This window comes from Arthrobacter sp. C152 (genome assembly GCF_054890965.1).
The window spans coordinates 80,151-106,670 of sequence record NZ_JBTZSU010000013.1; the positions used below are offsets into that span (position 1 = coordinate 80,151).

A 26,520-nucleotide genomic window follows, 5' to 3' on the forward strand; every position below is an offset into this window, starting at 1 on the left:
GCTAGGCAGGTTGGTTGGTGGCAAGTTCGGAGGTGACGGCCTGGTGCGGGATGGCGGAGCGGCCGTCCAGTCCGGCGCAGGAGCCTGCGGCGGTGCGGCCGGCGAACGCGGCGGCCTCCACCAGCGGAAGCCCGGCCGCGACTGCAGCGAGGAGCGCGCCGTGGTAGACGTCGCCGGCGCCGAGCGTGGACACGATCTCGGCCGGGGTGGCGGGCACATGGACGGGCTCACCGCCGCGTTCCAAAACCCAGGCACCTTCCGAGCCGGCGGTGGCGACGACGGCGGTGGCGCCGTCGTCGACCGCTTTGGCCAGGAGCGCCGCGGGGGAGAGGCCCGCGCCGTATTCCGCGGCGAGCCTTTCGATGGTGGGGACGTAGAGTGCGACGCCCCGGGGGCTGAAGGACGGGATGGGGTTGCCGGCGTCGACGCTGATGTTCAGTGCCGCCGGCCCGGCGCCGGCCACGGCGTTCCAGCCGAGGTGGTCGGTGTGGACCCACGCGGCTGATTCCAGCAGTTCGTGGAACCGGCTTCCGGCGGGAAAGCTGACCGGGGGGACAGGGCGGGTGACGATGGCGCGGCTTTCGCTGGCCCTGCTGACGATGATCACGCTGGCGCCGGTCTTGACGTCCGGGTCGCGGATGACGGCGGAGGTGTCAACGCCTTCGGCTTCGAGCCCGGCGACGATGCGGTCGCCTTCCTCGTCGGTGCCCAGCACGCCGGCGAAGGCGGTGCGGGCGCCGGCGCGGGCGGCCGCGACGGCCGCCGTGGCCGCCGGGCCGCCGCCCGCCGTCGCGAAATCCGTGGCGATAGTGCGGCTGTCCGCCGCGGGGTAGTCCTGCACCAGGGCGATGGAGTCAAGGGTGGCGCAGCCTACGAAGAGCAGGGGTCCAGTTGACGGTTGGGGCACGTTCCACCTCGTTGTAGTTGCGGCTTGTACTGAAGAAATATACACACGCTATGTTGGAAAAACAACACTTTCTGTATAGTTGTGTTTGGGATGCAACGCCGCGGTCCCCCACTCAACGTAGAGAAACGGAGCAGCTCATGTCATTGCCTACTGCGGAAACGGTCCGGACCATCCGGTACGGACTCATCGGAGCCGGCCATATGGCCCGTGAACACGTCCGGAACCTTGCCCTGATTCCGGGAAGCCGGATCACCGCAGTGTCCGATCCCACCCCGTCCTCGCTCGAAGAGACCGCCAGGGAGATCGGCTACGAGGTGCAGACGTTCGCCTCCCACGGGGACCTGCTGGCTTCCGGGCTGGTGGACGCCCTGGTGATCGCCAGCCCCAACGACACCCACCTGGGCATCCTGAAGGACATCTTCGCCAGCGGGACCAACCTGCCGGTGCTCGTGGAGAAGCCGGTGTGCACCAGCGCGCAGCAGGCCGACGAACTCGAACAGCTCGCCGCCGGCTACCAGGCACCGGTTTGGGTGGCCATGGAATACCGCTACATGCCGCCGGTGCAGGAGGTCATCCAGGCCGCGCACAACGGCAAGCTCGGCAACATCTACATGCTCTCCATCGTCGAACACCGCTTTCCGTTCCTGCACAAGGTGGACTCGTGGAACCGCTTCGCCGAACGCACAGGCGGCACGCTGGTGGAGAAGTGCTGCCACTTCTTCGACCTGATGCGGCTGATCCTGCAGGACGAGCCGGTCCGGGTCTACGCCAGCGGCGGGCACGACGTGAACCACCTGGACGAGGTGTACGACGGCCGGACCCCGGACATGGTGGACAACGCGTACGTGATCGTCGACTTCAAGGGCGGCAAACGGGCCATGCTGGAACTGTCCATGTTCGCCGAGGGGTCAAAGTTCCAGGAGCGGATCTCCATCGTGGGCGACGCCGCCAAGATCGAGACCCTCATTCCGGTGGCGGCCAACCACTGGATCCCCGGCGATGAGGCCGAAGCCACCGTGGAGTTCAGCCCGCGCTCGCCGCTGGGACCGGAAAAGCACGAGGTCCCGGTGGACGAGGCAGTCCTCGCCGCAGGCGCCCACCACGGTTCCACCTACTACGAGCACCTGGGCTTCCGGAAGGCCATCCTGGGCGAGGGGCCGGTGGAAGTTACAGTGGCGGACGGCTTGCAGTCGGTCCGCATGGGCCTGGCCGCAGAGCGTTCTATTACGGAAGGCCGTCCCGTGGAGCTTACGAATGCGGGTTCCGGGGTACGTTCCTAAGTAGATTGGTGTTGGAATTGCAACACTCCGCCAGGCTGCGGCCCGGCATATTGGGGAGGAAAGAAGGGGTTATGAGCACCGCACGGAAAGAGGGTGCGCTGACGCCCCGGCAGCGCACCATCCTTGACGAGCTGGGCAGGCGCGGGTTCATTTCCACGACCGACCTGGCGGAGACGTTTGCAGTTTCCGACATGACAGTCCGCCGCGACACCCGCGTCCTGTCCAAGCTGGGCCTGGCCCGGGTGGTCCACGGCGGGGTCAGCGCAGTCGACGGGCACGGGCAGAATGCGGACTTCGCGGCGCGGGTGCGGGAGGATTCGGACGCGAAGCTGAGGGTGGCGCGGGCCTGCGTGTCGATGATCGGGGAACGGGACGCCATCATCCTGGACGCCGGCACCACCACGTACCAGATCGCGCAGCAGCTCCCCACCTCCTTCACGGGCACCATCATCACGCACTCGGCGCCGGCCATCCAGCGCTGCCTGCAGCTGACGGCGGCGCGCACCATCTGCCTGGGCGGTGAACTCCTGCTGGACAGCCAGGCGTTTAACGGGCCCATGACGGTGAGCGCCGCCGCGGGCCTGCGCGCCAAGACGGCGTTCATCGGGGTTTCCGGGATCCATGACGAGGCCTTCTATATCGAGCGGGACGTGGAGCGCGCCACTAAGATCGCCCTTATGGATGCGGCGGAACAGGTAGTGGTGGTGGCAACCCACCAGAAGATGCTGCGGTACGCGCTGGCGCGCCTGGCGGCTTTTGACGCGGCGGACGTCCTGGTGACGGACGCCCCGCCGCCCCCGGAAATCGAGAATGCGCTGGCCGCCGCGAACGTCAAGCTCGTGGTCGCCGCGTGACGGCCCCGCTGCGGGTGGCGCTGCCCGACCAAAGGCTCATTGACGCGCTCAGGCCGGCGGCCGGGGTCGAGCTTGTGCTTTGGGACCTCACCGGGCCCGCGCCGGAGGGCCGGCTGGACCTGCTGGTCCCGCCCTATATGGGGCGCCCGGCGGCGCTGGCCGCGCTGGAGGGAGTGGATGTAGGGCTGGTGCAGAGCCAGTCCATCGGGTACGACGGCGTCGCCCCGGTTCTTCCCGCAGGCGTCACTTTCGCGAACGCTGCGGGAGTCCACGAGACGTCGACGGCGGAGCTCGCCGTGGGCATGATGATCGCCTCCCAGCGCGGGTTGCCGGACTTTGTCCGGAACCAGGGCACCGGCACGTGGGACAACACCCAGCGTCCCAGCCTGGCCGACCGGCGGGTGCTGCTCGTGGGGTACGGCGGAGTGGGCAAGGCCATCGAGGCCCGGCTGCTCCCCTTTGAAACCGAAGTCACCCGGATGGCGAGCCGTTCCCGTGAGGATGGCCGGGGGACGATCTATGGCATCGATGCGCTGTATGAGCAGTTGCCGCTGCACGAGATCGTGGTGGTCAGTGTTCCGCTGGGCGAGGCCACGGAACGCCTGGTCGACGCGAAATTCCTCGCCGCGATGCCGGATGGTGCCCTGCTGGTCAACGTGGCCCGGGGACCGGTGGCTGACACGGATGCCGTGCTGGCCGAGACCTCAAGCGGACGCCTCCGCGCCGCCCTGGACGTGACCGACCCGGAGCCCCTTCCCGCGGACCACCCGCTGTGGACCACACCGGGCGTGCTCATCACCCCGCATGTCGGCGGGGCGAGCTCGGCGATGTTTCCCCGGATGGTGAAACTGATCAGGAAGCAGATTGCGCTCCTGCAGGACGGCAAGGCACCGGTGAACGTGGTCCTGCCCTGAGTGGATCCGTGCCGCGCTACTCAGGACGGCTCCGGGCTCCTATGCTGGGGCCATGTCCACCTTTGAAGTCCGCCGCAGTGCCGTGATCCCTGCCGCCGCCGAAGACATCTTCCCGCTGGTCAACAACTTCCACGAGTGGACCGCCTGGTCTCCGTGGGAGGTGGTGGATCCCGGCATGAGCCGGCGCTACTTCGGCCCGGATTCCGGCACCGGAGCCGGATACGAGTGGAGCGGCAACCGCAGGGCCGGCAGCGGAACCATGGAAATCGTGGAGTCGGTGCCCTCCAGCACCATCCGCATCCGGCTGCAGTTCACGCGGCCCTTCAAGGCCCTGAACCCCACCACGTTCACGTTCGCGCCTGCCCCGGGCGGGACGGAGGTGGCGTGGGTCATGACCGGCGAGAACAAAGGCCTGGCCAAAGTGTTCGCCCTGTTCATGAACATGGACAAGATGGTGGGATCCGATTTCGAACGCGGACTCGCCTCGCTGTCCGCCGCTGTGGCCGCGAAGAAGAGCTGAGCGCTCCGTGGGCCTGGTGGATGACGCCCTCGCCGGCGTCCCGGAGCCGGACCGCGGCTGCCTGGAGCGCGTGGTGGAGATTGCGCGTTCCCTGGCGCCCGAGGCCACCGAAGGCATGAGCTACGGCATGCCTGCCCTGAAGCTTGACGGAAAACCGTTGCTGGCCGCCGTCGCGGCAGCCAGGCACCTCTCCGTCTTCCCGTTTTCTTCCTCCGTGGTGGAGGCGGTGGCACCGAGGCTGGACGGCTACTCGCTGTCCAAGGGAACCATCCGCTTCACCGCTGACCACCCGCTGCCGGAGGACGTGGTCGAGGACATTGTCCGGCTGCGGCTGGCGGAGATCCGCAAGTAGGGGAGTGGACGACGGCGGGACGTCCTTCCCGCCCTACCTAACGGGCTCCTAAGCTTTCCCCCAATTTGCGGATTCGCCATGTCGGTTGGAAATACAACGGGCTTAAAATGTGCGCACAGGAGAGGGCGATTTGGGGGATTGGTGTCGCGTGCACGGCAAGGGAGCCGGCGCGCATCTCGCCAGGACGCTGGGGGAGGGCGGCTCGAATTCGCAAGAGGAAAAGAGTGCAGCCTCAGCATTGCAAGGACGCTACTGCATTGAGCTTGCGTCGGCGGCGCGTAACTGGGACGGATGCCGCGTTTCGGCCCTCCGTTTCTGGGTGGCAGGAAGGGCCCTTCCCCGCTGTGCCGCCTGGACATTCGACGGCGTCCGGCGAAATTGCTATCCCCATCCTTTTGGATTTTCAGCATCCAAGAAGGGGCAATGATGAAATCCCTCCTTCGGCCACTCCTGATGCTGTTTACAGCCCTGCTGTTCGTGTTCGCGACAGGGCTCTCCGCAGCGCAGGCCGCCAGCCCGCACTTCAAGAAAAACGGCGAACCAGTCTGTACGGTTTCCGTCTCAGGCTCAACGGCTACCACGACGTGTAAGACAGTGCTCGCAGGCCTCGGCAACGAGGATCTACTCGCAACTGTCACGGTTTCCGGCTTCGCCGTCTACGAATGCCAGAACTATGGCGGCAATGTGGCGCCCGGGCAGAACAAGGTCGTCACAGGACCTGTAACCGCGCCAACCTTCATCGACAGCTCCGCCATCAAGAACGGAAACCTTAGCCTTACCACCAACCCGGCCGTCCTGACAGCCAAACCAACGGCCACCGCCGAGGAAGCTGGCTGCCCTAATGACAACTGGACCGGCGTCAATCCGAAACTGACAGTTACCTCGATAACACTCGTTATCTACCAGCCGGCACCGACGGAAACGTCGCCGGGTGTAAAGATCTACGAGTGCACCTACACCGACCCGAACGGCATCACGGGCTCCGTTACTCTGACCTGCCCGCTCTGAGTATCGGAAGGATCGACGGTCAGCAATAGAACAACAGGCCCCAGTGTCGCCCGAAGGGGCAGACTGGGGTCTGTTCCGGCCGATGAAGGCTGCGGTTGGCAGCGGAAACCAAACATAGGGTGAACAGCATGGCAAATACCTTTGAGTCCCTCGTGGACAGCTTCAAGAACATGGGCGTCACCAGGGCCTACGGCACACCGGTGACGGTGGGCGGCCAGGAGATCGTCCCCGTCGCGCTGGTGACCTTCGGCTTCGGCGGCGGCAGCGAATCGGACCAGGGCGCGTCCGGTGGGGGCGGCGGAGGCATGGTGCTGCCGCTCGGCGTCTACGTCACCGAGAACGGCCGGCCGGTGTTCCGCCCGAACACCATCGCGGTCCTGGCTTGCCTGGTTCCGTTGGTCGGCGCCGCAGGTGTGGCTTTGCGCCGGGCGATCGCCGCGGCCCGGAAGTAGCGGCCGGCCCCCCGGACTGATGCTCCCGGGTGCCCCGCGGAGGGCTTTAAACCCCCTATTTCCCCGCCGCAGAAACGGTTCCATAATGGCCTCATAAGGTTCGGGGACTCCGCGCTGATGATGGCTGGCGCAGCGGAAAAGGGTCCCAGGTGGCCGCCCCGGCAGTCGGCGCAAGGGCGGGCACGTGATCCGGCCGGGGGACGGCCGGACCGCCACAGGGGGAGAGCAACGCCATCACACAATGTGGCAAGGAGAGTTGTCATGCTCAAAGACATGCAGGTCATGGCTGTACTGCCTGCAAAGGATATCGACAGGGCCAGGGATTTCTACCGGGACAAGCTCGGACTCGAACCGGACCAGACCATCGAAAACGACAACCTGATCTACCGGTGCGGCAACGGAACCGGCTTCCTGCTCTACCGGACGGACAACGCCGGCTCCGCCAAGAACACCCAGATGGGCTGGGCGGTCCCCGATGTCGAAAAGGAAGTCGAAGAGCTCCGCGGCCGCGGCGTGGTTTTCGAAGACTACGACATGCCCGGCCTGAAGACCGAGAACGGCATCGCCACCATGGAAGGCATGGGCCAGGGTGCCTGGTTCCTGGACACCGAGGGCAACATCCTCAACATTTCCTCGATCCCGTCTTGACGCCCGGGGCCGTACGCAGCAGGCTCAGCAGATAACAGAACGACGCCGGCACTTGCCGCCCGAAGCACCCCTGACCGGGGTGCGGCGCAGCGGCAGGCCGGCGCCGCCGTCGTACGGGCCGCAGGAAAGGGGACGGGCATGGTTGGCGACGCGGAGGTACCGGCGAGCAACGGCGTCAAGGTCGAACTGCTGGCAACCGTGGACCTGGCGGGGGAGATCGACGGGATGGAGGGCCGCCAGCTGCGGATGCGGATGGTGACCATTGATCCCGGCGGCGTCTTCGGTCCGCTGCATGACCACCAGGACCGCCCCGGCACCGTTTATGTCCTGCAGGGCACCATCACCGACCACCGGGACGGCACCGCCACGGACTACGGGCCCGGAGTGGGCTGGCCCGAAGACCGGAACACCCTCCATTGGCTTGAGAACAGGGGGACAGTCCCCGCCGTGGAAGTCTCCGTGGACATCGTCCGCAAGGACTGAGCAGGCGCGGGTCAGACGGCGGGTTCGCGCCTGCCCAGGGCCATCCGTACAGCGTCACGGAAACTTAGCCGGTTGCGCCGCGTCACTGCGATCACCGCCGCCAGGCCTGCCACCAGCACCACGATGCCGCCGGCAGCAACTGCCCAGCGGGCGCCGAACTGGCTGCCGATCCACCCCATCAGGGGCGCCCCCACGGCTGTTCCGCCCTGCAGCACCGCGAAATACAGGGCCAGCACGCGCCCGCGGAAGTGCGGCTCCACGGACAGCTGGATGCTGGTGTTGCAGTTGTTCAGGAACGTAATGGAGGCCAGGCCAACGGGGACAAGCAGTGCGGCGTAGAGCCAGAACGACGGCGCCACGCTGGCTATGAGCGTGAAGATGCCCAGTCCGAGGGCCCCGCCAAGCAGGTACCGCAGCCGGGGGCCGGCCCGGCGTGCCGCGAGCAGCGCGCCGGCGAGGGTGCCGACGGCCATGATGGAGCCCAGGAGGCCGAATTCGCTGGGTCCCATGTGGAACTCGGTGGTGGCCATCAGCGAGTTGGTCACGGGGAAGTTCATCCCGAAGGCGCCCAGTGCCCCCACCAGGACCATGATGAGCATGAGGTCCGGGCGGCGCCGGATGTAGGCGATGCCTTCGGCCACCTGGTGTTTGCTGCGCGCCGGCCGAACAGCCGGGGCGAGTTCGGACGCCCGGATCCGGAACAGCGAAACCAGGACGGCGGCGAAGCTGGCGGCATTGAGCAGGAACACGGGACCCGTTCCTACCCAGGCGATGAGCACGCCGGCGATCGCGGGGCCGGTCAGCCGTGCGGTATTGAACGACGCGGAGTTCAGGGCGACGGCGTTCGCGATGTTGTCCTGGCCCACAAGTTCGGAGACGAAGGCCTGCCGTGCGGGAGCGTCAACGGCGCTGGCCATGCCCAGGCAGAAGGCGGCCACGTACGCATGCCACAGCTGGGCTGTACCGGTGACCACCAGCAGCCCGATGGCCAGGCCGGTCAGGCCCATGGCCAGCTGGGTCCAGCGCAGGATGATGCTCTTGCGGTAGCGGTCCGCCAGCACCCCGCCGTAGGGGCCGAAGAGCAGCATGGGCAGGAACTGCAGGCCGGTGGTGATGCCGACGGCGGCTCCGGAGTGGTCGGTGAGGACGGTCAGCACCAGCCAGTCCTGCGCCACCCGCTGCATCCAGGTGCCGATGTTGGAGACGATCGCGCCACTGGCCCAGATGCGGTAGTTGGGGTTGTCCAGGGCCCGGAACATGGCGCTCATTTACCGCTCATTTCCTGCATGATGCGGGCGGCGCGGCTGAGGATGAGCCGGTCCTCCTCACTCAGGCCTGCCACCCGCTGGGCCAGCCATGCTGTCCGCTGGTTCCGCGCTTCTGCCAGGACAATGCGGCCGGCATCTGAGATGTCGACGCTCACCTGGCGGCCGTCGTCGGGGTGGGCGGAGCGGGACACGAAGCCCTGGTCGGCCAGGGCGTTGACGATCCTGGTCATCGACGGTGCCTGGACGTGCTCGCGCTCGGCGAGTTCGCGGAGGGTGCGGGGGCCGAACTCGTTCAGCTGGGCCAGCACCGTGTACTGGCCGGGAGTGATCACGTCGCCGGTGGCCTCAACACGAAGCCTGCGGGAGGTGCGCATGACGGCGGTGCGGAGGTCGATGGCGAGGGTGTCGGGCGTGGTTGGGTCTGCCGGAATTTTGGTGTGGGTTGGTGTCATGCGTGCGGGTGCGCCTCCTGGCGGGGTGACGGTCAGGCTACTGATGGTTAGCACTGCTAATTAGTTCTGCTAACTAGTATGCTCCGATTATTTGCCCGGGGCAACGGGTTTGGGTGTGCTTCTGGCCATACCCTTCAGTGCGGGTGGTCTCGGGGAGGCTTCGCTCTGGCCGCCCCGGCGCGACGGGCGTAGGCTCTGGAGCACCATGACCGAGCAGCAGCCCTATGAATTGGTCCGGCGCTACCCACACTTCGAACTGCGCCGCTATTCGGACTATGCCGTGGCCGAGGTCGCGGTCACGGCCGACTTCGACCGTGCCGGAAACGCCGCCTTCCGGCACCTGTTCAACTACATCAGCGGAAACAATGAGGGGCGGCGGAAGCTGGCCATGACCGCCCCCGTCATCCAGGAGTCTGCGGCCCGGGAGCCGGGACCGCCGCAGAAACTGGCGATGACCGCCCCCGTGCTTCAAGGCGGCCCGCTGCCCGGGGCTGGCGCCCCTGCCGACTTCGTCGTGGCCTTTGTGCTTCCGGCCGGCGTCACGGCAGAAAATGCCCCCGTGCCCACGGATCCGGAAGTCACCGTGCGTGCCGTGCGCGGATCGCTTGCCGCGGCGGTGCGGTTTTCCGGTTCGGGGTCGGCGGCCGGCTTCGAGCGGCATAACAACGGACTGCAGGCTGCGCTCGTTGTGGCCGGGCTGACCCCGGCCGGTGCGCCGAGGTTTGCCCGCTTCGACCCGCCCTTCAAGCCCTGGTTCCTGCGGCGCAACGAGGTGGTCCAGGATGTCCAGGAGTCGGCCGCCCCGGACCAGGCAAGCGGCGTAAGCGCCTAGCTGTCCCGATAGTTTCCGTGGCGGGGTTGAATTTCCCCGCATGGCCCACTCTGCAGAGTTTCCCTTCGCTGGACACTGCGTGCGCCGGTGACTGGCTGTTAGCGTGCGCATCCGTGACTCTGGGCGCCCGGCAACGCTTTCCTGCTTCGCCGAAACCTGTTGTTATTGCTGAAACTTTACGATAGTTTCTTTCTGTGATGCAGGTCGCAGTGGGGGTATCCGGCGGCCACATGCCTACCAAAGGACGATGATGACCAGCGAGCCCAGCGCCAGCACACCCGAACGCCGCCTCAAACGCCTGCATGAACGCGTTGGCGGCATCGCCTATGGCGGGGACTACAACCCCGAGCAATGGCCACGGGAAGTATGGCAGGACGATGTGCGCCTCATGAAGGAGGCCGGCGTCAACCTGGTCACCCTCGCGGTTTTCTCCTGGAGCCGGCTCGAAACCGCGGACGGGGTCTACGACTTCGGCTGGCTGGACGAGATCATGGACCTGCTGCATGACAATGGCATCGGCGTGGACCTGGCCACCCCCGACGCCGTCCCGCCGGCGTGGCTCATCGCGCAGCATCCGGATATCCTGCCGGTCCTCGCGGACGGGTCCACGTTCGGGTTCGGGTCCCGCCAGCACTTTGACGTATCCCACCCGGCTTACCGTGAAAAGTCCCTCGCCATGGCCGAACAGATGGGCGAACGCTATGCCGGCCACCCGGCCCTGTGCATGTGGCACGTCAACAACGAATACGGTCCGGTGTCCTACGGGCCGCACGCGGACCGGGCCTTCCGGGAATGGCTGCGGAACAAGTACGGCACCCTGGAACGGCTCAACGCCGCCTGGAGCACCGACGTCTGGGGCCAGGTCTACTCCGACTGGGACCAGGTCAACGCCCCCGCCCAGCCCCGGACCTGGTCCAACCCGTCGCGCCGGCTTGACTACCACCGCTTCACCTCGGACAGCATGCTGGCGCACTACACGGCCGAACGCGACATCCTGCGCCGGCACACCCCGGACCTGCCCATCGTCACCAACTTCATGCGCTTCTATAAGAACAACGACTACTGGGCGTGGGCCGCCGAAGAGGATGCCGCCGCCCTGGACATCTACCCGGACCCGCGCGAGGACGACGCCCACGTGGCCGCCGCCCTCAACTTCGACCTGATGCGCTCCCTGCGGAAAGGCCAGCCCTGGCTGGTGATGGAACAGGCAACCGGCGCCGTCAGCCAATGGTCCGTCAACGTCTCCAAGCTGCCCGGCAAGATGCGGCTGGGCTCGTACCAGGCCATCGCCCAGGGGGCGGACTCCATCCTGTTCTTCCAGTGGCGCCAGGCCAAAGGCGGCACCGAACGCTTCCACTCCGGGATGGTCAACCACGCCGGCCCCGACACCCGCATCTTCCGTGAGGTGTGCCAACTGGGCCAGGAACTTAAAAGCCTCCAAGGCCTGACCGGCGCCCGTTCCATCGCCAACGTGGCCCTGGTGTTCGACTGGGACTGCTGGTGGGCCCTGGAACTGGGCAACTCCCCCCGCTCGGACCTGAACTACGCGCAGGAAGTCCTCCGCCTCTACCGGCCCTTCTTCGACGCCAACATTCCCGTGGACTTCGTGGACACCACAAGCGACCTCAGCCAGTACAGCCTGGTGGTCCTGCCCGCCACCTACCTGCTCACCGACGCCGCCGCCCGGCGTTTCGAGGACTACGTCTCCGGGGGCGGCCGGCTGGTGGCCAGCTACCTCTCCGGCATCGTGGACCAGGACAACACCATACGCCTGGGCGGCTACCCCGGCGCGCTGCGCAACGTCCTGGGCGCCTGGAGCGAAGAAATGCACCCGCTCGCGGGCGAGGGGGAGGAGATCAAGCTTTCAACGGCCGACGGCGGCACGGCCTCGGCGGGTTACTGGACCGAGCACCTGCACACCACCACGGCCGACGTCCTCGCCAGTTACGCCTCGGGCAGGCTGGCCGGCGCCCCGGCCGTCACCCGCAACAGCTTCGGCGCGGGCACGGCCACCTACCTGTCCGCCAGGGTGGACGGCACCTTCCTGGCGGACCTGCTCGCCGCCGAACGGACGGCTGCGGGGATCCGCCCGGAACTGGACGCGCCGCTGGGAGTGCAGGTCCGCCGTCGTGCCGGCAACGGACGCAGCTTCCTGCTGGTCCTCAACCACAACGACGCCCCAACCCTGCTGGACGTCGGCGCCGGCGGCACGGACCTGCTGACCGGAACCGCGGTGGCGGGCGCGGTGGAACTTGCGGCGAACGCCGTCCTGGTCCTCGACGAGGCACCCGCAGCATCACCCGCAAAGACAGGCCGTTAGGAGGCAGTCATGGCCATGCGATTGGAAGTGCCTCCCCAGGCAGCCACAACGGAGCCCACCAAGGGGACCGGCAAGCCAAGGAACAAACCCGGCGGCTGGAAGCTTGCCATCAAACGCGATTGGCGGCTCTACACCCTTGTACTGCTGCCACTGGCGTATTTCGTGGTGTTCCGGTACCTGCCCATGGCCGGCAACGTGATCGCGTTCCGGCAGTTCCAGCCCGGGGGCAGCATCTTCGGCGAGAAGTGGGTGGGCCTGAAATACGTCACCCTGTTCATCAACGATCCAAGCTTCTGGCAGGCCTTCCAGAACACGATCGTCCTGGGTGTCCTCACCCTGCTGTTCTGCTTCCCCATGCCCATCATCTTCGCGCTGATGCTCAACGAACTGCGCTCGCAGAAGTTCAAGAAGTTCGTCCAGACCGTGGCGTACCTGCCGCACTTCATGTCCGTTGTGATCATCGCCGGCATGATCCTGCAGAACTTCTCCATGACCGGCACCGTGAACCAGATCGCCACAACGGTGTTCGGCAGCACCGTGAACTTCACCCAGGACGCCGCCTGGTTCCGGCCCATGTACATCAGCTCCGAGGTCTGGCAGACCATGGGCTGGGGCGCCATCCTCTACCTGGCGGCCCTGACCCGGGTGGACGAGTCGCTGTACGAGGCGGCCCGGATCGACGGCGCCAACCGCTGGCAGCAGACCTGGCACGTGACGCTGCCCGCCATCCGGCCCACCATCATCACCCTGCTGATCCTGAACATCGGCACCTTTATGGCCGTGGGCTTCGAGAAGATCCTGCTGATCTACAACCCGCTGAACTACGAGACCTCGGACGTCATCTCCACCTACCTGTACCGGGTGGGGCTGGAGTCGAGCAACTTCAGCTACGCCGCCGCGATCGGCATGTTTGAATCCGTGATCGGCCTGACGCTGATCCTCTCCGCGAACGCCCTTTCCAAGCGGCTCGCCGGAACGAGCCTGTGGTGAAAGGGGCAAGCATGGAAGGCACGGCACCGGCAAGGGCCGCGGCGAAAGGCACCGGCGTCCTGCTCAAGGACATGAAAGTTTCGCCCGGCATGCGGGTGTTCAGGGTGGTGAACCTGGCGTTCCTGCTGGTGGTGGTGTTCCTGACCCTCTACCCGTTCCTGAACATCATCGCCCAGAGCTTCTCCAGCGAAGGATTCATCAATGCCGGCCAGGTCAACCTCTTTCCCAAGGGCTTCAACACCGAGACCTACCAGCTGATCCTGGCGGACTCGTCCTTCTGGCGGAACTACGGCAACACGGTGCTGTACACGGTGGTGGCCACCGCCATTTCCATGGTCCTGACCACCAGCTTCGCGTACGCCATCGCCAAGAAGGACCTGAAGGGGCGCAGCGTCTTCATCGGCATCGCCGTGTTCACCATGTTCTTCAACGGCGGCCTGATCCCCAACTACGTGCTCATCACGTCACTGGGTATGCGGGACACGCTCTGGGCCGTGGTGCTGCCCAACGCCATCAGCGTCTTCAACCTGCTGATCATGAAGTCCTTCTTCGAGAACATGCCCCGGGAACTGGAAGAAGCGGCAGCCATTGACGGACTCACCCAGTACGGCGTCCTGTTCAAGGTGGTCCTGCCCCTGAGCAAGGCCATCGTGGCCACCATGGTGCTGTTCTACGCCGTGGCCAACTGGAACTCCTGGTTCCAGGCATTCCTCTACCTGGACAACCCGGACCTCTTCCCGGTCACCATCTACCTCCGGAACATGATCGCCGGCGTCACCACCGCCGGCTCGGCAGGCGGCACCGCGGAGAACGTGGGCCAAATCGCCGCGAACATCCAGTCGGTCACCATCGTCCTCACCGTCATCCCCATCCTGTGCGTCTACCCCTTCGTCCAGAAGTACTTCTTTTCGGGCGTCATGCTCGGCTCCGTCAAGGAATAACCCGTTATGAAAGGAATACCCATGATCCGCAGACGAGACTTCCTCGGCCTGTCCGCGCTGGCAGCCTTCGGCCTGGTGATGGCCGGGTGCGACTCCGATTCCGGCAGCAAGGTGGACACCTCCAAGGCACGCACCGGAGCGATGGACAGCTTCAAGGTGGGGGACACGTTCAAGGCGACGGCGCCGCTGAGCTTCACGTTCCTCTTCAGCGACCAGCCCACCTACCCCTACAAGAAGGACTGGCTGCTGTTCACCAGGATGGCCAGCGACAACAACGTCACGCTGCAGCCCACCATCGTCCCCAGCAGCGACTACGAGCAGAAACGCAGCCTGCTGATCAGCTCCGGGAGCGCCCCGGAAATCATCGCCAAGACCTACCCCGGCCAGGAAAGCGCCTACGTGTCCTCCGGCGCCGTCCTGCCCGTCAGCGACTACGTGGACCTGATGCCGCACTACCAGGACAAGATCAAGAAGTGGAAGCTCGAGCCGGAAATCGCAGGGCTTACCCAGGAGGACGGCAAGTACTACGTCCTGCCCGGGCTGCATGAGGAACTCTGGCCTGACTACACGCTGGCTTTCCGCACCGACATCCTGGAAAAGGAAGGCATCGCCGAGCCCAGGACCTGGGACGAGTTCCGCGAAGTGCTGCGCAAACTCAAAAAGTCCCACCCCGACGTCGTGCCTTTCTCCGACCGGTTCAACGGCAACAGTGTCCTGAACATTGCAGGCACTGCTTTCGGCACCGTAGCCGGCTGGGGGCTGGTGGACGGCCTGAGCTTCGACGAAGGCAAGAAGGAATTCACGTTCGGCGCCGGAGCCAGCCAGTTCAAGGACCTGGTGACGTACTTCAACTCGCTGGTGTCCGAGGGGCTCATGGACCCGGAAAGCTTCACGCAGACGGACGACTCCGCCATCCAGAAGTTCACGTCCGGCAAGTCGTTCGTGATCAGCGCCAACTCGCAGAACATCATCACGTACCGCACCTCCATGGAGCAGTCCCTGGGCAAGGGCAACTTCGCGGTCCGCAAGATCACCGTCCCCGGAGGCCCCGCCGGCGACATCATCGGCGGCTCACGCCTGGAAAACGGCATCATGCTGAACTCCTCCGTCAAGGACAAGGACAGCTTCGTGGCCCTCATGCAATACATCGACTGGCTGTTCTACAGCGACGCCGGCCAGGAGTTCGCCAAGTGGGGCGTCGAGGGCACCACCTACACCAAGGAAGGCGGCAAGCGCGTCCTGGCCAAGGACATCAACTTCCAGGGCCTGAACCCGGCGGGCACCAAGGACCTGCGCGTGGATTATGGCTTCTCCGGGGGCAATTTCGCCTACGGCGGCACCACGGACCTCCTGCAGTCCACCTTCAACGAGGAGGAACTGGCGTTCCAGAAGGCCATGAAGAGCAAGAAGCCGCGGCCGGTGTCCCCGCCGGTGCCGTTCAGCGACACGGACCGCGAGCAGGCCACGCTGGTGCTCACCCCGCTGAAGGACCACGTCAAGCAGAACACCCTGAAGTTCATCACCGGCCAGCGCCCCCTCTCCGAGTTCGACGCCTACGTCAAGGAGCTGGACAGCAAGGGAATGGGCAAATACGTGGACCTGGCCAACAAGGCCTACAAGGCCTACGCAGACAAGAAGTAGGGCGGACGACGGCGGCGGCGCGCCTGCCGCGGTGACCGAAAGGCTGTTGATGAGCCAGAAGAAGGCGGAGTACGGTGCCGGCCCCCTGTTCAGGGTGGCCGGCACGGTTGCGGGGGTCATGATGGGCTCGGCCCTGCTGGTCCTGGCGAACGTTCTGCTGGTGCCGGCGCTGATGCTGGCCCCGTCGGCGGGGAGCTGGCCGGTGCTGGCGGCCCTGGTTCCACTGGGGCCATCCCTGGTTGCCTGCAGCTACGCGTTCAACCGGCTCCTGGCCGGGCACGGGACCGGCGTGTTCCAGGACTTTATCCGCGGTTACCGGATGGACTTTGGCCAGGCTGTCCGCCTCTGGCTTCCCTGCCTGCTCGTCCTGGCCATGACCGCGGCCAACCTCAGCGCGCTGCCCGCCGCCGTCGGGCCGGGGAGCCCCGTTGAGCCCGCCCTCCGGCTGGCCTTGCTGGTGCTGGCGCTGCTGGTCTCCACCGCGGCCCTGCATGCCCTGCTGCTGCTTTCCCGGTTCTCGTTCCGGACCCGGGACCTGCTCCGCCTGTCGCTGTACAGCTTCGGTGCGCAGAAGCGGGTGGCCCTCGGAAATGCCGGAATCCTGTTCGTCACCGCAACGCTGCTGCTGGCCACCACCGCGTTCCTGCTGCCGGTTATTGCCGGCGCCGTGGTCTTCCTGGCCTGCCTGAACTCTCGGCCGCTGCTGCGCCTGGTGGAGGAGAAGTTCACCGCCGCTTAGGGTGCAGCGGCGGCCCGCCAGCCTGCAGGTGCGTCACCGTCACCGGGGTCAGCATCTCCCGTTCGAAGCCCACCACCCGGCGCTCGCCGTGGAGGATCACCTCGTGCGTGTGCACGTCGGCGGTGCTGGCGGTGGCCAGATGCAGTTTCACCAGTCCCGGGGTGACCACCCGCTTCAGGTCCACGCCGGTGAAGGAGGTGCGGTCGGCGTGCACCGTGAACTGGACCCGGGCCGAGGCGCCGGGGTCGAGCTCCACCCGCGCGTAGCCAATCAGTTCCCGCAGGGGCCGGACCACCTCGCCCACCGGATCCTCCAGGTACAGCTGCACCACCTCGGCACCGCCGGCGGACCCGGTGTTGGTGACCGTGCACTCCAGGGTGACGGCGCCCGATGTCGTCATGGTGGGCCCGCTTGCCGCGTGGCAGGAAAACCCGAACGACGTATAGGACAAGCCGTGCCCGAAGCCGAACAGCGGGGACGGATCCAGCGCGCTGACGCCGGACGGCCCGGCGAGGCGGCTGTGCAGGTACGTGCCCGGCTGGCCGCCGGAGGTGCGGGGGATTGAGACGGGCAGCTTGCCGGACGGATTGGTTTCCCCCGTCAGGACGTCCCACAACGCCTCCGCACCCTCCTCGCCCGGGAAGAATCCCTGGACGATGGCGCCGGACCGGTCCGCAAAGTCACCGAGGGCGTAGGGCCGTCCGCTGAGGACCACGACGACGGCGCGCGTCCCGGCTGCGGCGGCTGCGGACAGCACCCGGTCCAGCATGCGGTGCTGGTCACCGGGGAGCCGCAGGTCCGCGGCATCGTTGCCTTCGCCGGAGGTGCCGCGGCCGAAGAGTCCGGCGTTGTCGCCCACCACGATCACGCAGGTGTCCACGTCGGAGGCGATCCGGCAGGCGTCCAGGATCTGCTCGTCGCTGATGGCCTCGCAGGTTCCCGTGGCTGCGGTGCGGACGGAACCGAAGCGTGCGGCGGCCGCGCCGGCCACGGTGGGAACCCGGATGCCCATGGGCACGTCCGGATGGGAGGCCCCCACGTGGGCGTCGAAGGAGTAGCAGCCCAGCATCGCGAACGGGTCCTGGGCCAGCGGCCCCACGACGCCCAGCGCGTTGCCGGCAGGACCGGGCGCCGCCAACGCCGCGCCGGACAGCGGCAGGCAAGGCCCGCCGTCGTGCGTCCTGTTGGTGAGCAGCACCAGCGACTGGGCCGCGATCTGCCGGGCCAGTGCCCGGTTCGGCGCCGGGTCCAGGTCGATCGGTCCGGCGGCAAGAGCCGGCGGAGCGGGTCTGAAGTCGTGGGCGAGCAGTCCCGCTTCCTCCTTCTGCCGCAGAACCCGGCGCAGCGCGGTGTCCACCAGTGCCTCGGGGACGGCGCCGGAGCGCACACGCTCCAGCAGCGGGATGCCGTAGCAGTTGACGGTGGGCAGCTCCACGTCCACCCCGGCCGCCAGTGCAAGGGCGGCGGCTTCGCGGGAATCGGCGGCGACGCCGTGCGTGGCGTTCAGGAAGGCGATGCCGAAGTAGTCGGCCACCACCGTCCCGGCGAAGCCCCATTCGCCGCGCAACAGCCCGGTCAGGAGGGCCCGGTTCGCGGCCGCCGGGACACCGTCCGTGTCCGTGTAGGCGTGCATCACGGAGCGGGCCCCGCCATGCTTGATGGCCAGCTCGAACGGCGGGAGCATTACGTCCGCGAGCTCGCGGGGCCCCATGGAAACCGGCGCGTGGTTGCGCCCGGCGCGGGAGGCGGAATAGCCCACGAAGTGCTTGAGCGTGGCGACGATCCCGGACCCTTCGAGCCCCGAAACATAGGCGCTCGCCAGCGTGCCCACCAGGTACGGGTCTTCGCCGATGGTTTCCTCCACCCGGCCCCAGCGCAGGTCGCGCACCACGTCCAGCACGGGTGCCAGGCCCTGGTGGACGCCGAGCGACCGCATCTGGTCCCCGATCAGCCCGGCCATCCGGCGCACCAGGACCGGGTTGAACGTGGCGCCCCACGCCAGGGGTACCGGGAAGGCGGTGGCTTTCCAGGCTGCCAGCCCGGCGAGGCATTCCTCGTGCACCTGCGCCGGGATCCGGAAGCGTGAGGCAGCCATGATCTGTTCCTGCGCCGCGGCCAGCCGGCGCGCGCCTTCCAACGGCTCCAACGGCACGGTGCCGTACATCCGGGTGATCTGGCCAAGGCCGGAGGAGATCACGTCCTCCCATGACCGGGCGTCGCCGGCCATCTCGTTCTGCAGCGGGGCCACCGAGTCGCCGTCGGTGGATGCGTTCACCCATACGCCCACCAGCTGAGCCAGTTTCTCTTCGAGCGTCATCGCGCGTACGAGGTCTTCGACCGAGGAATGCTCGACGGCGGAGGACCCGGCGGCGGCGCGCGGGTGGCCGCCGGATGGCTGGACGGGTGGAGCATGCGTTTCCGCGGCACCGCTGGTCACGGGCGTCTCCTTGCGCTGGAAAGTTGTTTCTTAGAAAGTATCAGAAAATTTTGTTTAGTTTCTAGAGCTGTTTTCCTTGACTGAGTCAGCTTCGTGTTCCTACGGTTGAGTTCGGGCCTCGGAACGTGCACTGATTAATCGTCAGAAATTCTCTGAAAGTTTCTCTGCAGGTGCGCCTTGGGTCCGCTTAGACCAGCCATCACTGCAAAGACGGAGAGAACATGCGGACGTACAAAGTGGCCATCGTGGGGACCGGCGGCATCGCGGCCGTCCACGCGGACAACCTGGCCCGGACAGGCGGACGCGCCGAACTCGTGGCTGCCTGCGATGTGGACCAGGGCCGGCTGGACACGTTCGCGGACCTGCATCGCATCCCGGGCAGGTACGTGGACCTCGCGGATCTGCTGGCGAAGGAGTCGCCGGACATCGTCCATCTGTGTACCCCGCCCATGCTGCACATCGACCAGGCCATCGAATGCCTCGAGGCAGGGGCCCACGTGCTCTCGGAGAAGCCGCCGGCGCTGAGCCTGGCTGACTTTGACCGGCTGGAGAAGGCTCAGGCCGCGGGCGGTGCCCAGTTCTCCTGCGTGTTCCAGCACCGCTTCGGCGACGCTTCTGCCGTGGCGCGGCAGCTGATCGGCGGCCCTGAGTTCGGCCGTCCCCTGGTGGCCAGGTGCGACACACTCTGGTACCGGCCGGACAGCTACTGGGACCTGCCGTGGCGGGGCACCTGGAATGCCGAGGGCGGCGGACCCACCATGGGACACGGCATCCACCAGTTCGATCTGCTCCTGCACCTGCTGGGTCCGTGGGAGGAGGTCACGGCGATTGCCGGCCGCCAGGCCAGGGCCACGTCCACAGAGGACCTGTCTGCCGCGCTGGTCCGGTTCGGCAACGGGACCGTGGCCACGATCGTCAACTCGCTGCTTTCGCCCAGGGAAACGTCGGACATCCGGATCGACTGCGAGTTCGCCACCGTGGAACTGAGCCACCTCTACGGTTACAGCACGGACAACTGGACCGTCACCGCTGCGCCTGGCCACGAGGACCGGGTGGCCGGGGCCTGGACCGGCCGGCCGCTGGAGCGCGGCAGCGGCCACTGGGCCCAGTTCGTGGCGATGTATGACGCGCTCGACGCCGGGCGTCCCCTTCCTGCCGGGGCGGACTCCGCGCGGCAAACACTGGAACTGGCTGCCGCGATTTACGCGTCGGCGTTCACCGGCCAGGCAGTGCGGCGCGGCGCGATCGTCCCCGGGCACCCTTTCTACGGCGGCATGGACGGGGACGGCCTGGGCTCCAAGGTCCTGGATGCCACCGCCCTGGATGCCACCGCCCTGGACGGCAACGGCCTGAACAGCGCCGCCGTCGAATCCGCCGTTTAGTACCCACCCCGCAAAGGAGACCCCATGACCACCCCAGCCGCCGCCGTCGTTCCGGCAGCAAGCACAGCCAAACTCAGTTTTGGCGACGACGGAACAGCCCTCACGTTCACCGTTAACGGCCGGCCCATTGCCACCTACACCTACAAACCGCGGGATGCCCAGTACGAGAGCCCGCGGCCGTACTTCCACCCCCTCACCACCCTCGGCGGGGACGAAGTCACCATCTCACGCCCGTGGGACCACGTCTGGCACAAGGGCCTTTCCTGGGCACTGCCGAATGTAGGGCGGCACAACTTCTGGGGCGGCGCCACCTACACGCGCGCCACCGAATACGCCAACCTGGACAACAACGGCGCCATGACCCACGCGTCGTTTACGGGGATCGACCAGTCCGATGGGGGAATCACGGCCTCCGAGTCCCTCACCTGGACCTCCCAGGACGGGGCGCCCGTGATCGCCGAGAGCCGCCGATTCCGCATCCAACTGCTGGAGGAAGGAACCGGCGACGCACCCGACGGTGCGTACGCCATCCTCTTCGAAACCCGGATGAGCAACATCTCCGGCGGGGAAATCAGCATCGGCAGCCCCACCACGGAGGGCCGGCACAACGCCGGCTACGGGGGCCTGTTCTGGCGCGGGCCCCGGTCATTCACCGGCGGCACCTTCCGGAACCAGGACGGCACCGGGACCGATGAGTTCATGGGCACGCGGTCGCCGTGGATTGCCTTTACCGGCCAGCATGACGTCACCTGCCGGTCCTCCACGGTCGCGTTCGTCGAAGACGCCTTCAACCCGGGTGCCCCCAACCAGTGGTTCGCCAGGTCGTCCATGTTCGCTTGCCTGGGCTCGGCCCCGTTCTTCAGCGCGGAGGTACCGCTGCGGGAAGGCTCGCCGCTGGTGTACCGCTACGCCGTTGTCATTGCCGACGGCGGCGTGGACGCCGGACGTGCCCAGCGGTTGGCGGATGCCGCAAAGGCAGCGCTGGCCGGCTGGGCGTAGGCGTGGGCTCCACCTTTCCCGGTGCAACCGGCCTGTCAGAGATCAGCATCTACGACTGGCCGGGAGCCGATGGCGCTGCCGGCGGCTCCCCGCACGTGCACACCGCCTCCACCGAGGCCTATGTGGTCCTGGCAGGCTCCGGGCGGCTCGAAACCCTGGACTCACGTGGCTTCACCTCCACCCCGCTCGTTCCGGGCGGGGTCCTCTGGTTCACGCCCGGAACAGTGCACCGTGCCATCAACGATTCCGGGGACCTGAGGGTCCTGGTGGTCATGCAGAACGCGGGGCTGCCCGAGCACGGCGACGCCGTGATGACCTTCCCGCCGCAGTACCTTGCCGACGCCGAAACGTACCGCCGGGCCGCCGCGCTGGAGCACAAGGATGCCGACGCCGGACTGGCCGCCGGGGAGGACGCCGCTCGCCGCCGTCGTGATTTGGCGTTGGAAGGCTATTTTGCGCTCAAGGAGGCCGTCCGGGAAGCGGGCCCGGGAGCGCTGGCAGGCTTCCACTCGGCGGCGGCCCGACTGGTCAGCGACCGGACCGGGCGGTGGGCGGAATTGCTGGCCGGGGGAGCGGCGCAGCAGGCCGCCACCACCCGGCGGCAGCTGGCCGCTTTGGACACGGCGGAAAGTTTCTATCTCGCCGGTGCCAGAACTACCATGGGAAAACGGGAAAAGCGCAGGATTTACGGCATGTGCGGCCGGATCCAGACGTGGGAACTTTCCGATAACTAGCGCCGGGCGGGGAGCCCGGGGAAGAGGTGGCTTCCGTGGTGAGCAAGCAGGACACCAGGCGCGCGACGATCAGCGAGATCGCCCGCGAGGCCGGCGTGTCGGTCCCCACCGTGTCGAAGGTTTTGAACGGCCATGCCCATGTGGCGGCGGAAACCCGGGCCCGGGTGGAGGAGATCATCGCCCGGCGCGACTACGCACGCCGTCCCGCCAAGCGCCGGCAGAAGGCCGGCCTGGTGGACCTGGTGTTCCCGGGCCTTGGCTCGGAGTGGGCACTGGAAATCATCGAAGGCGTGGAGCGCGTGGCGCAGGACGCCGGATACGGCACCGTGGTGAGCAGCCTGAGCCTTGACGGCTCTCGGATCCGGCCGTGGCTGGCCAACCTTGCCGAGCGGAAATCCGACGGCCTCCTGATGGCGGTCTACCAGCTGGACGCCAAGCAGATCCAGCGGGTCAAGTCGCTGGGAATCCCCGTGGTGCTGATCGATCCCGTGGGCCAGCCCGGCCCGGACCTGATGACCGTGGGCGCGGCCAACTGGGAGGGCGGATACTCGGCCACAGACCACCTGCTCCAGCTGGGGCACAAGCGGATCGCGATGATCGGCGGCCGCGAGGACCTGCAGTGCAGCAGCGCCCGTGAGGACGGCTACATCTCGGCGCTCCGCCGGGCAGGCATCGCCGTGGACCCCGCCCTTATGGTGCCCGGCGATTTTTCGATCGAGGCCGGCGAATCCGCCACCCGCAAGCTGCTCGAGCTGCCAAACCGGCCGACGGCCATCTTCACCGGCAATGACGACCAGGCGCTGGGTGCCTACCGGGCTGCGCGTGCCGCCGGGCTGCGGATCCCGGAAGACCTGTCCATCATCGGCTTCGATGACATTCCGGCCGCCGAGTGGGTTGAGCCGGGCCTGACCACCATCCGGCAGCCCGTGGTGCAGATGGCGGAAACGGCCATGCGGGCGCTGCTCCGCCACCTCGACGGCGACGAGGAACTGCCGCAGCGGATTGAACTGGGCACCGAACTGGTGGTTCGGGGCTCGACGGCGCCACCTGCCACGAAGTAGCCCGTCCCGCCCGTTGCCTGGGACTGCCTAGGGGGTGTGGGCCTCGCGGACGGCTGGCGGGGTTTGCTCCTGCATGACCCACCGGTTGCCGTCGGGGTCGCTGAAGAAGGCGAACAGCACGCCGCCGAGGTCCTGGACCTCGCTGATGTCTGCTCCCCGCGCCAGGAGTTCGCTGCGGACCTGGTTGATGTCGGGGACGACCAGCTGCAGTCCCTCCAGGCTGCCAGGTGCCATGGCGGTCATCCCCGTGCCGATGACGATTGAGGCTGCCGAGCCCGGGGGCGTCAGCTGGACCACCCGCATGCCGGGGATGTGCTCCACGTCGTGGTCCAGGACGAAGCCGAGTTTCCCGGCATAGAACGCCTTTGACCTGTCGACGTCGGATACGGGGACCTGGACAACCTCGAGGCGCATCTGCATGCGGGTCACTCTATCTGTGGCCCGATCGGCTGGGAATGCGTTGCTTCCTTTGCGGTTGGAGGAACCCGGTGCAGCACCGATTTGTTAAGCGCCGAACGCAACATGCGTAGCGGTTTCCTCAAGGTCACATCAAGACTGGCTGAATGTTCGCCGAGGAATGACGGAGCGGGACGAAACGGCCCTGACCAGCGCATAGGCTCCCATCGACAAGTTTGTCGGGCTTAGCAGCAGGCCCGGCAAATGCAGGGCCCTATTTGTGGTCCGCATCAATGGGGAAACAATGTCCGACTACCGCACCCTTCCCGGGTCTGTTCCGCCTGCGCACCGGCCGAAGTCGCAGCGCAGGCCCCGCGCCTCCACCTTTGTCGTCGGTGGAATCACCGCCGTCTTCATGGTGCTGGGCGCAGTGAGCAGGGGCATCGGCCTCGCGCTCATTTTCCTGGCCATCACGGCCGGACTCACCGGTTTGTACGTTCTTGCAACGGGACGGCGCTCCTGGGCGTGGCTTCCCGCGCGACGCAAGGCCGGCGCCGTCGCGCTCGCCACGTCCCTTGCCCTCTTCGTCTGCGGGGGCATCGCCCTGCCGCACGTTTCCAGCGCGGACCTTGAAGCGGCGTCGTCGGAGAGCGCTGCCAAGGCGGCCGCCGCGAAGGCAAGTGCAACGGCCTCAACCACGGCGTCGCCGTCGTCCACTCCGACGCCGACCCCCACGCCGCAGGACACCGGGGAGCCGCTGGACCCGGACAATCCCTACGTCCTCGCCGCGGGCGTGACCGCCGCCGCGCCCAACACGCAGCCCGCGTACGCCACGAAGGCGCTGGACCTGCTGGCCACCCTTCCCATCAAGGGCCGGGCGCCGAAGACGGGATATGACCGGGCGCTGTTCGGCCAGGCGTGGGCGGACGTTGACCGCAACGGCTGCGACACCCGCAACGACATCCTCAAGCGGGACCTGACCGGCATCACGTACACCAACAGCGTGCCCTGCAAGGTTCAGTCGGGTACGTTGGCGGATCCCTACACAGGCAAGAGCATCAGCTTTGTCCGCGGTTCCACTACCAGCCTTGCCGTGCAGATCGACCACGTGGTGGCCCTGAGCGATGCCTGGCAGAAGGGTGCGCAGCAGTTGACGGTGGCGCAGCGGACGGCGTTCGCCAACGACCCGCTGAATTTGCAGGCCACCGACGGGCCCACCAACCAGCAGAAGGGCGACGGCGACGCAGCCACCTGGCTGCCCCCGGCCAAGGGCTTCCGGTGCGAGTACGTGGCCCGGCAGATTTCGGTCAAGGCGACCTACACGCTGTGGGTCACCCAGGCCGAACACGATGCCATGGCCCGCATCCTCGGCGATTGCTCCGGGCAGTTCGCGCCGACGAACCAGCCGGCACCTGTTGTTGAACCGGCTCCCGCACCTGCTGCTGCTCCGGTTGCGCCGGCCCCTGAACCTGCTGCTCCGGCTGCGCCGGCACCCGTGGCGCCGGCGCCTGCACCTGTTGCTCCGGCACCTGCTCCGGCGCCTCCGGCTCCTGCCGCTACCTACTACGCGAACTGCGCGGCGGCCCGGGCGGCCGGAGCTGCGCCGCTGTACGCCGGCCAGGCAGGCTACCGCTCCGCGCTTGACCGTGACTCTGACGGAATCGCCTGCGAGTAGCGGCGCCCACGTTTTCATCACCATCACAACCATTCCTAGGGGGAAACATGAAAGAAAGTTCCAAACCTGCCGTCGGCAGGCTGCAGAAGACGCTGGCGCTGGCCGTTTTGAGCGGGCTTCTGCTGACGGGGTGCGGTGGCAAGCAGGCGGCGACGCAACCAACAGCCACGGCAACCGCTGTTTCGCAGACAACGGAGAACGTGACAGTTCCGGGTGTGGTTGGCCTGACCTTGGACAAGGCAACGGACCAGCTGGAACAGCTCGGGCTCAAGGTCGAGGCCGTGGACACTGCCCATGGCAAGTCGGTCGTGGTCAAGAAGAACTGGCAGGTGATCTCACAGGACCCCGCAAATGGGGCTCAGGCGGCCAAGGGCTCTACGGTGCATCTTGGTGTCAAGAGCATTGACGATATCGCTGCGGAGAAGGCTGCTGCTGAAAAGGCTGCAGCAGATAAGGTCGCAGCCGAGCAGGCCGCTGCGGCGAAGGCTGCTGCTGAAAAGGCCGCTGCCGAACAGGCAGCTGCTGCAAAAGCTGCTGCGGACCAGGCCGCGCGGGATGCGGCTGCCAAGGCAGCCGCCCAGGCTCCGGCCCCCGCTCCTGCTGCCGCCGTTCCCGCGGCCCCTGCGCCGGCCCCGGCAGCAGTGGATGGAGTGACCCCCGGCGCGTTCTGCTCTCCAACGGGAGCAATGGGCATCAGTGCCAAGGGGACTACCTACATCTGCAAGCCGTCCGCTACAGATACACGTTCCCGCTGGCGCCAGTAAGAGACTCCTGAGTAGATGCCGTGGGCACCTCCTTCCCGGGGGTCCACGGCATCGCGCTTCTTGTGCTGCAGCACACAGAAATTGCCGACGACGCCGGATGGCCGCCGCGCTGCCCTGGCGGCCCGTTGCGCCGCGGGATTCCGGGGAAACGGAGGCGTTGGAGGGTGGATTTGCGGTGGGGTCGTGCGGCGTGTATTGTTTTCTGAGTCGCCGCCGCTGAAGCGGAAAAATAGCGGCGAAACCCCCTGATAAGGGCCTGGAAAATGGTTCGCTTTTGAGCGTGCTGTTTGGCGGGTGGGGGCTGGTTCCTGGAAGCTCGTTCCGCTGGTAAGCGGATTTGCGAAGCGGTGGGGGATTGGGTAAGTTTGGAAAGTTGCTCCGGAGCGATACTGAACGTTGGTTTGGGTGGTGCCGGGTGTGTCTGTTGTTTGAGAACTCAATAGTGTGCCATGTTTGTTGATACCGATTATG

The 26,520-nt window shown here is 66.8% G+C and carries 26 protein-coding genes; 21 read left to right on the top strand and 5 right to left on the bottom strand.

The genetic code is table 11. From position 1 onward, the window contains the following. Window position 1: 1 nt before the first annotated feature. Window positions 2–907 (bottom strand): carbohydrate kinase family protein, encoded by a 906-nt coding sequence (locus ACYSM9_RS11455; protein WP_461857080.1) that lies wholly within the window; start codon window positions 905–907, stop codon window positions 2–4. A 137-nt stretch (window positions 908–1,044) separates the two neighbouring features. Between ACYSM9_RS11455 and ACYSM9_RS11460 the strand changes: the two genes are divergently transcribed. The 9 genes from ACYSM9_RS11460 to ACYSM9_RS11500 all read left to right on the top strand — a co-directional run bounded on the left by ACYSM9_RS11460 (window position 1,045) and on the right by ACYSM9_RS11500 (window position 7,418). Next, window positions 1,045–2,187, top strand: a complete 1,143-nt coding sequence (locus ACYSM9_RS11460) for a Gfo/Idh/MocA family protein (RefSeq protein WP_461857081.1) — start codon at window positions 1,045–1,047, stop codon at window positions 2,185–2,187. Window positions 2,188–2,258: 71 nt separating this feature from the next. Next, window positions 2,259–3,041 (top strand): DeoR/GlpR family DNA-binding transcription regulator, encoded by a 783-nt coding sequence (locus tag ACYSM9_RS11465; protein ID WP_461857082.1) that lies wholly within the window; start codon window positions 2,259–2,261, stop codon window positions 3,039–3,041. Beyond that, window positions 3,038–3,955, top strand: coding sequence for a 2-hydroxyacid dehydrogenase (locus tag ACYSM9_RS11470; protein ID WP_461857083.1), 918 nt, complete (start codon window positions 3,038–3,040; stop codon window positions 3,953–3,955). The genes ACYSM9_RS11465 and ACYSM9_RS11470 overlap by 4 nt, the downstream gene beginning before the upstream one ends. A 52-nt stretch (window positions 3,956–4,007) precedes the next feature. Then, window positions 4,008–4,475 (top strand): SRPBCC family protein, encoded by a 468-nt coding sequence (locus ACYSM9_RS11475; RefSeq protein ID WP_461857084.1) that lies wholly within the window; start codon window positions 4,008–4,010, stop codon window positions 4,473–4,475. Window positions 4,476–4,482: 7 nt separating this feature from the next. Next, window positions 4,483–4,827 carry an iron chaperone gene (locus tag ACYSM9_RS11480; protein ID WP_461857085.1) on the top strand — a complete coding sequence of 115 codons (345 nt, stop codon included), beginning with the start codon at window positions 4,483–4,485 and terminating at the stop codon, window positions 4,825–4,827. Between the two features lie 423 nt (window positions 4,828–5,250). Continuing rightward, window positions 5,251–5,835 carry a hypothetical protein gene (locus tag ACYSM9_RS11485; protein WP_461857086.1) on the top strand — a complete coding sequence of 195 codons (585 nt, stop codon included), beginning with the start codon at window positions 5,251–5,253 and terminating at the stop codon, window positions 5,833–5,835. 128 nt (window positions 5,836–5,963) lie between these two features. After that, the gene (locus ACYSM9_RS11490) at window positions 5,964–6,287 is read left to right on the top strand and encodes a hypothetical protein (RefSeq protein ID WP_461857087.1); all 324 of its coding nucleotides are present in this window, start codon (window positions 5,964–5,966) and stop codon (window positions 6,285–6,287) included. 261 nt (window positions 6,288–6,548) lie between these two features. Beyond that, complete coding sequence (locus ACYSM9_RS11495; RefSeq protein WP_461857088.1) at window positions 6,549–6,935, top strand: VOC family protein; 387 nt, start codon at window positions 6,549–6,551, stop codon at window positions 6,933–6,935. Between the two features lie 138 nt (window positions 6,936–7,073). Next, complete coding sequence (locus tag ACYSM9_RS11500; RefSeq protein ID WP_461857089.1) at window positions 7,074–7,418, top strand: cupin domain-containing protein; 345 nt, start codon at window positions 7,074–7,076, stop codon at window positions 7,416–7,418. 11 nt (window positions 7,419–7,429) lie between these two features. On the opposite strand, the gene ACYSM9_RS11505 is transcribed toward ACYSM9_RS11500, so the two are convergent. Then, entirely contained in the window at window positions 7,430–8,686 is a 1,257-nt protein-coding gene (locus ACYSM9_RS11505) for an MFS transporter (protein WP_461857090.1), read from the bottom strand. Continuing rightward, complete coding sequence (locus ACYSM9_RS11510) at window positions 8,683–9,138, bottom strand: MarR family winged helix-turn-helix transcriptional regulator (protein ID WP_461857091.1); 456 nt, start codon at window positions 9,136–9,138, stop codon at window positions 8,683–8,685. The genes ACYSM9_RS11505 and ACYSM9_RS11510 overlap by 4 nt, the downstream gene beginning before the upstream one ends. A 205-nt stretch (window positions 9,139–9,343) precedes the next feature. Between ACYSM9_RS11510 and ACYSM9_RS11515 the strand changes: the two genes are divergently transcribed. From ACYSM9_RS11515 to ACYSM9_RS11540, 6 genes are all read left to right on the top strand, one after another. Then, entirely contained in the window at window positions 9,344–9,970 is a 627-nt protein-coding gene (locus tag ACYSM9_RS11515) for an SOUL family heme-binding protein (protein ID WP_461857092.1), read from the top strand. Between the two features lie 250 nt (window positions 9,971–10,220). Next, entirely contained in the window at window positions 10,221–12,290 is a 2,070-nt protein-coding gene (locus tag ACYSM9_RS11520) for a beta-galactosidase (RefSeq protein WP_461857093.1), read from the top strand. A gap of 9 nt (window positions 12,291–12,299) precedes the next feature. After that, a complete protein-coding gene (locus ACYSM9_RS11525; protein WP_461857094.1) occupies window positions 12,300–13,280 on the top strand; it encodes an ABC transporter permease in 981 nt (326 codons plus the stop codon). 11 nt (window positions 13,281–13,291) lie between these two features. After that, complete coding sequence (locus ACYSM9_RS11530; RefSeq protein ID WP_461857095.1) at window positions 13,292–14,221, top strand: carbohydrate ABC transporter permease; 930 nt, start codon at window positions 13,292–13,294, stop codon at window positions 14,219–14,221. A 6-nt stretch (window positions 14,222–14,227) separates the two neighbouring features. Continuing rightward, window positions 14,228–15,862, top strand: a complete 1,635-nt coding sequence (locus ACYSM9_RS11535) for an ABC transporter substrate-binding protein (RefSeq protein WP_461857096.1) — start codon at window positions 14,228–14,230, stop codon at window positions 15,860–15,862. Between the two features lie 49 nt (window positions 15,863–15,911). Then, window positions 15,912–16,601 carry a DUF624 domain-containing protein gene (locus ACYSM9_RS11540; protein WP_461857097.1) on the top strand — a complete coding sequence of 230 codons (690 nt, stop codon included), beginning with the start codon at window positions 15,912–15,914 and terminating at the stop codon, window positions 16,599–16,601. On the opposite strand, the gene ACYSM9_RS11545 is transcribed toward ACYSM9_RS11540, so the two are convergent. After that, a complete protein-coding gene (locus tag ACYSM9_RS11545; RefSeq protein WP_461857098.1) occupies window positions 16,588–19,038 on the bottom strand; it encodes a glycoside hydrolase family 3 N-terminal domain-containing protein in 2,451 nt (816 codons plus the stop codon). The two genes, ACYSM9_RS11540 and ACYSM9_RS11545, sit on opposite strands and share 14 nt — an antisense overlap. Before the next feature lie 221 nt (window positions 19,039–19,259). Here ACYSM9_RS11545 and ACYSM9_RS11550 point away from each other — a divergent pair, with 221 nt between their 5' ends. From ACYSM9_RS11550 to ACYSM9_RS11565, 4 genes are read left to right on the top strand one after another with little or no spacing between them, the layout of a single operon-like run. Next, entirely contained in the window at window positions 19,260–20,420 is a 1,161-nt protein-coding gene (locus tag ACYSM9_RS11550; protein WP_461857099.1) for a Gfo/Idh/MocA family protein, read from the top strand. Window positions 20,421–20,444: 24 nt separating this feature from the next. Then, entirely contained in the window at window positions 20,445–21,419 is a 975-nt protein-coding gene (locus ACYSM9_RS11555) for a DUF6807 domain-containing protein (RefSeq protein WP_461857100.1), read from the top strand. Window positions 21,420–21,421: 2 nt separating this feature from the next. Next, window positions 21,422–22,153, top strand: a complete 732-nt coding sequence (locus tag ACYSM9_RS11560; protein WP_461857101.1) for a cupin domain-containing protein — start codon at window positions 21,422–21,424, stop codon at window positions 22,151–22,153. 35 nt (window positions 22,154–22,188) lie between these two features. Then, entirely contained in the window at window positions 22,189–23,214 is a 1,026-nt protein-coding gene (locus ACYSM9_RS11565; RefSeq protein ID WP_461857102.1) for a LacI family DNA-binding transcriptional regulator, read from the top strand. Window positions 23,215–23,241: 27 nt separating this feature from the next. Here the strand turns inward: ACYSM9_RS11565 and ACYSM9_RS11570 are convergent, their stop codons facing one another. Next, window positions 23,242–23,634 (bottom strand): VOC family protein, encoded by a 393-nt coding sequence (locus ACYSM9_RS11570; protein WP_461857103.1) that lies wholly within the window; start codon window positions 23,632–23,634, stop codon window positions 23,242–23,244. Window positions 23,635–23,914: 280 nt separating this feature from the next. Here ACYSM9_RS11570 and ACYSM9_RS11575 point away from each other — a divergent pair, with 280 nt between their 5' ends. Then, a complete protein-coding gene (locus ACYSM9_RS11575) occupies window positions 23,915–25,285 on the top strand; it encodes a GmrSD restriction endonuclease domain-containing protein (protein ID WP_461857104.1) in 1,371 nt (456 codons plus the stop codon). Between the two features lie 47 nt (window positions 25,286–25,332). After that, window positions 25,333–26,049, top strand: a complete 717-nt coding sequence (locus tag ACYSM9_RS11580) for a PASTA domain-containing protein (protein ID WP_461857105.1) — start codon at window positions 25,333–25,335, stop codon at window positions 26,047–26,049. Window positions 26,050–26,520: the final 471 nt, after the last annotated feature.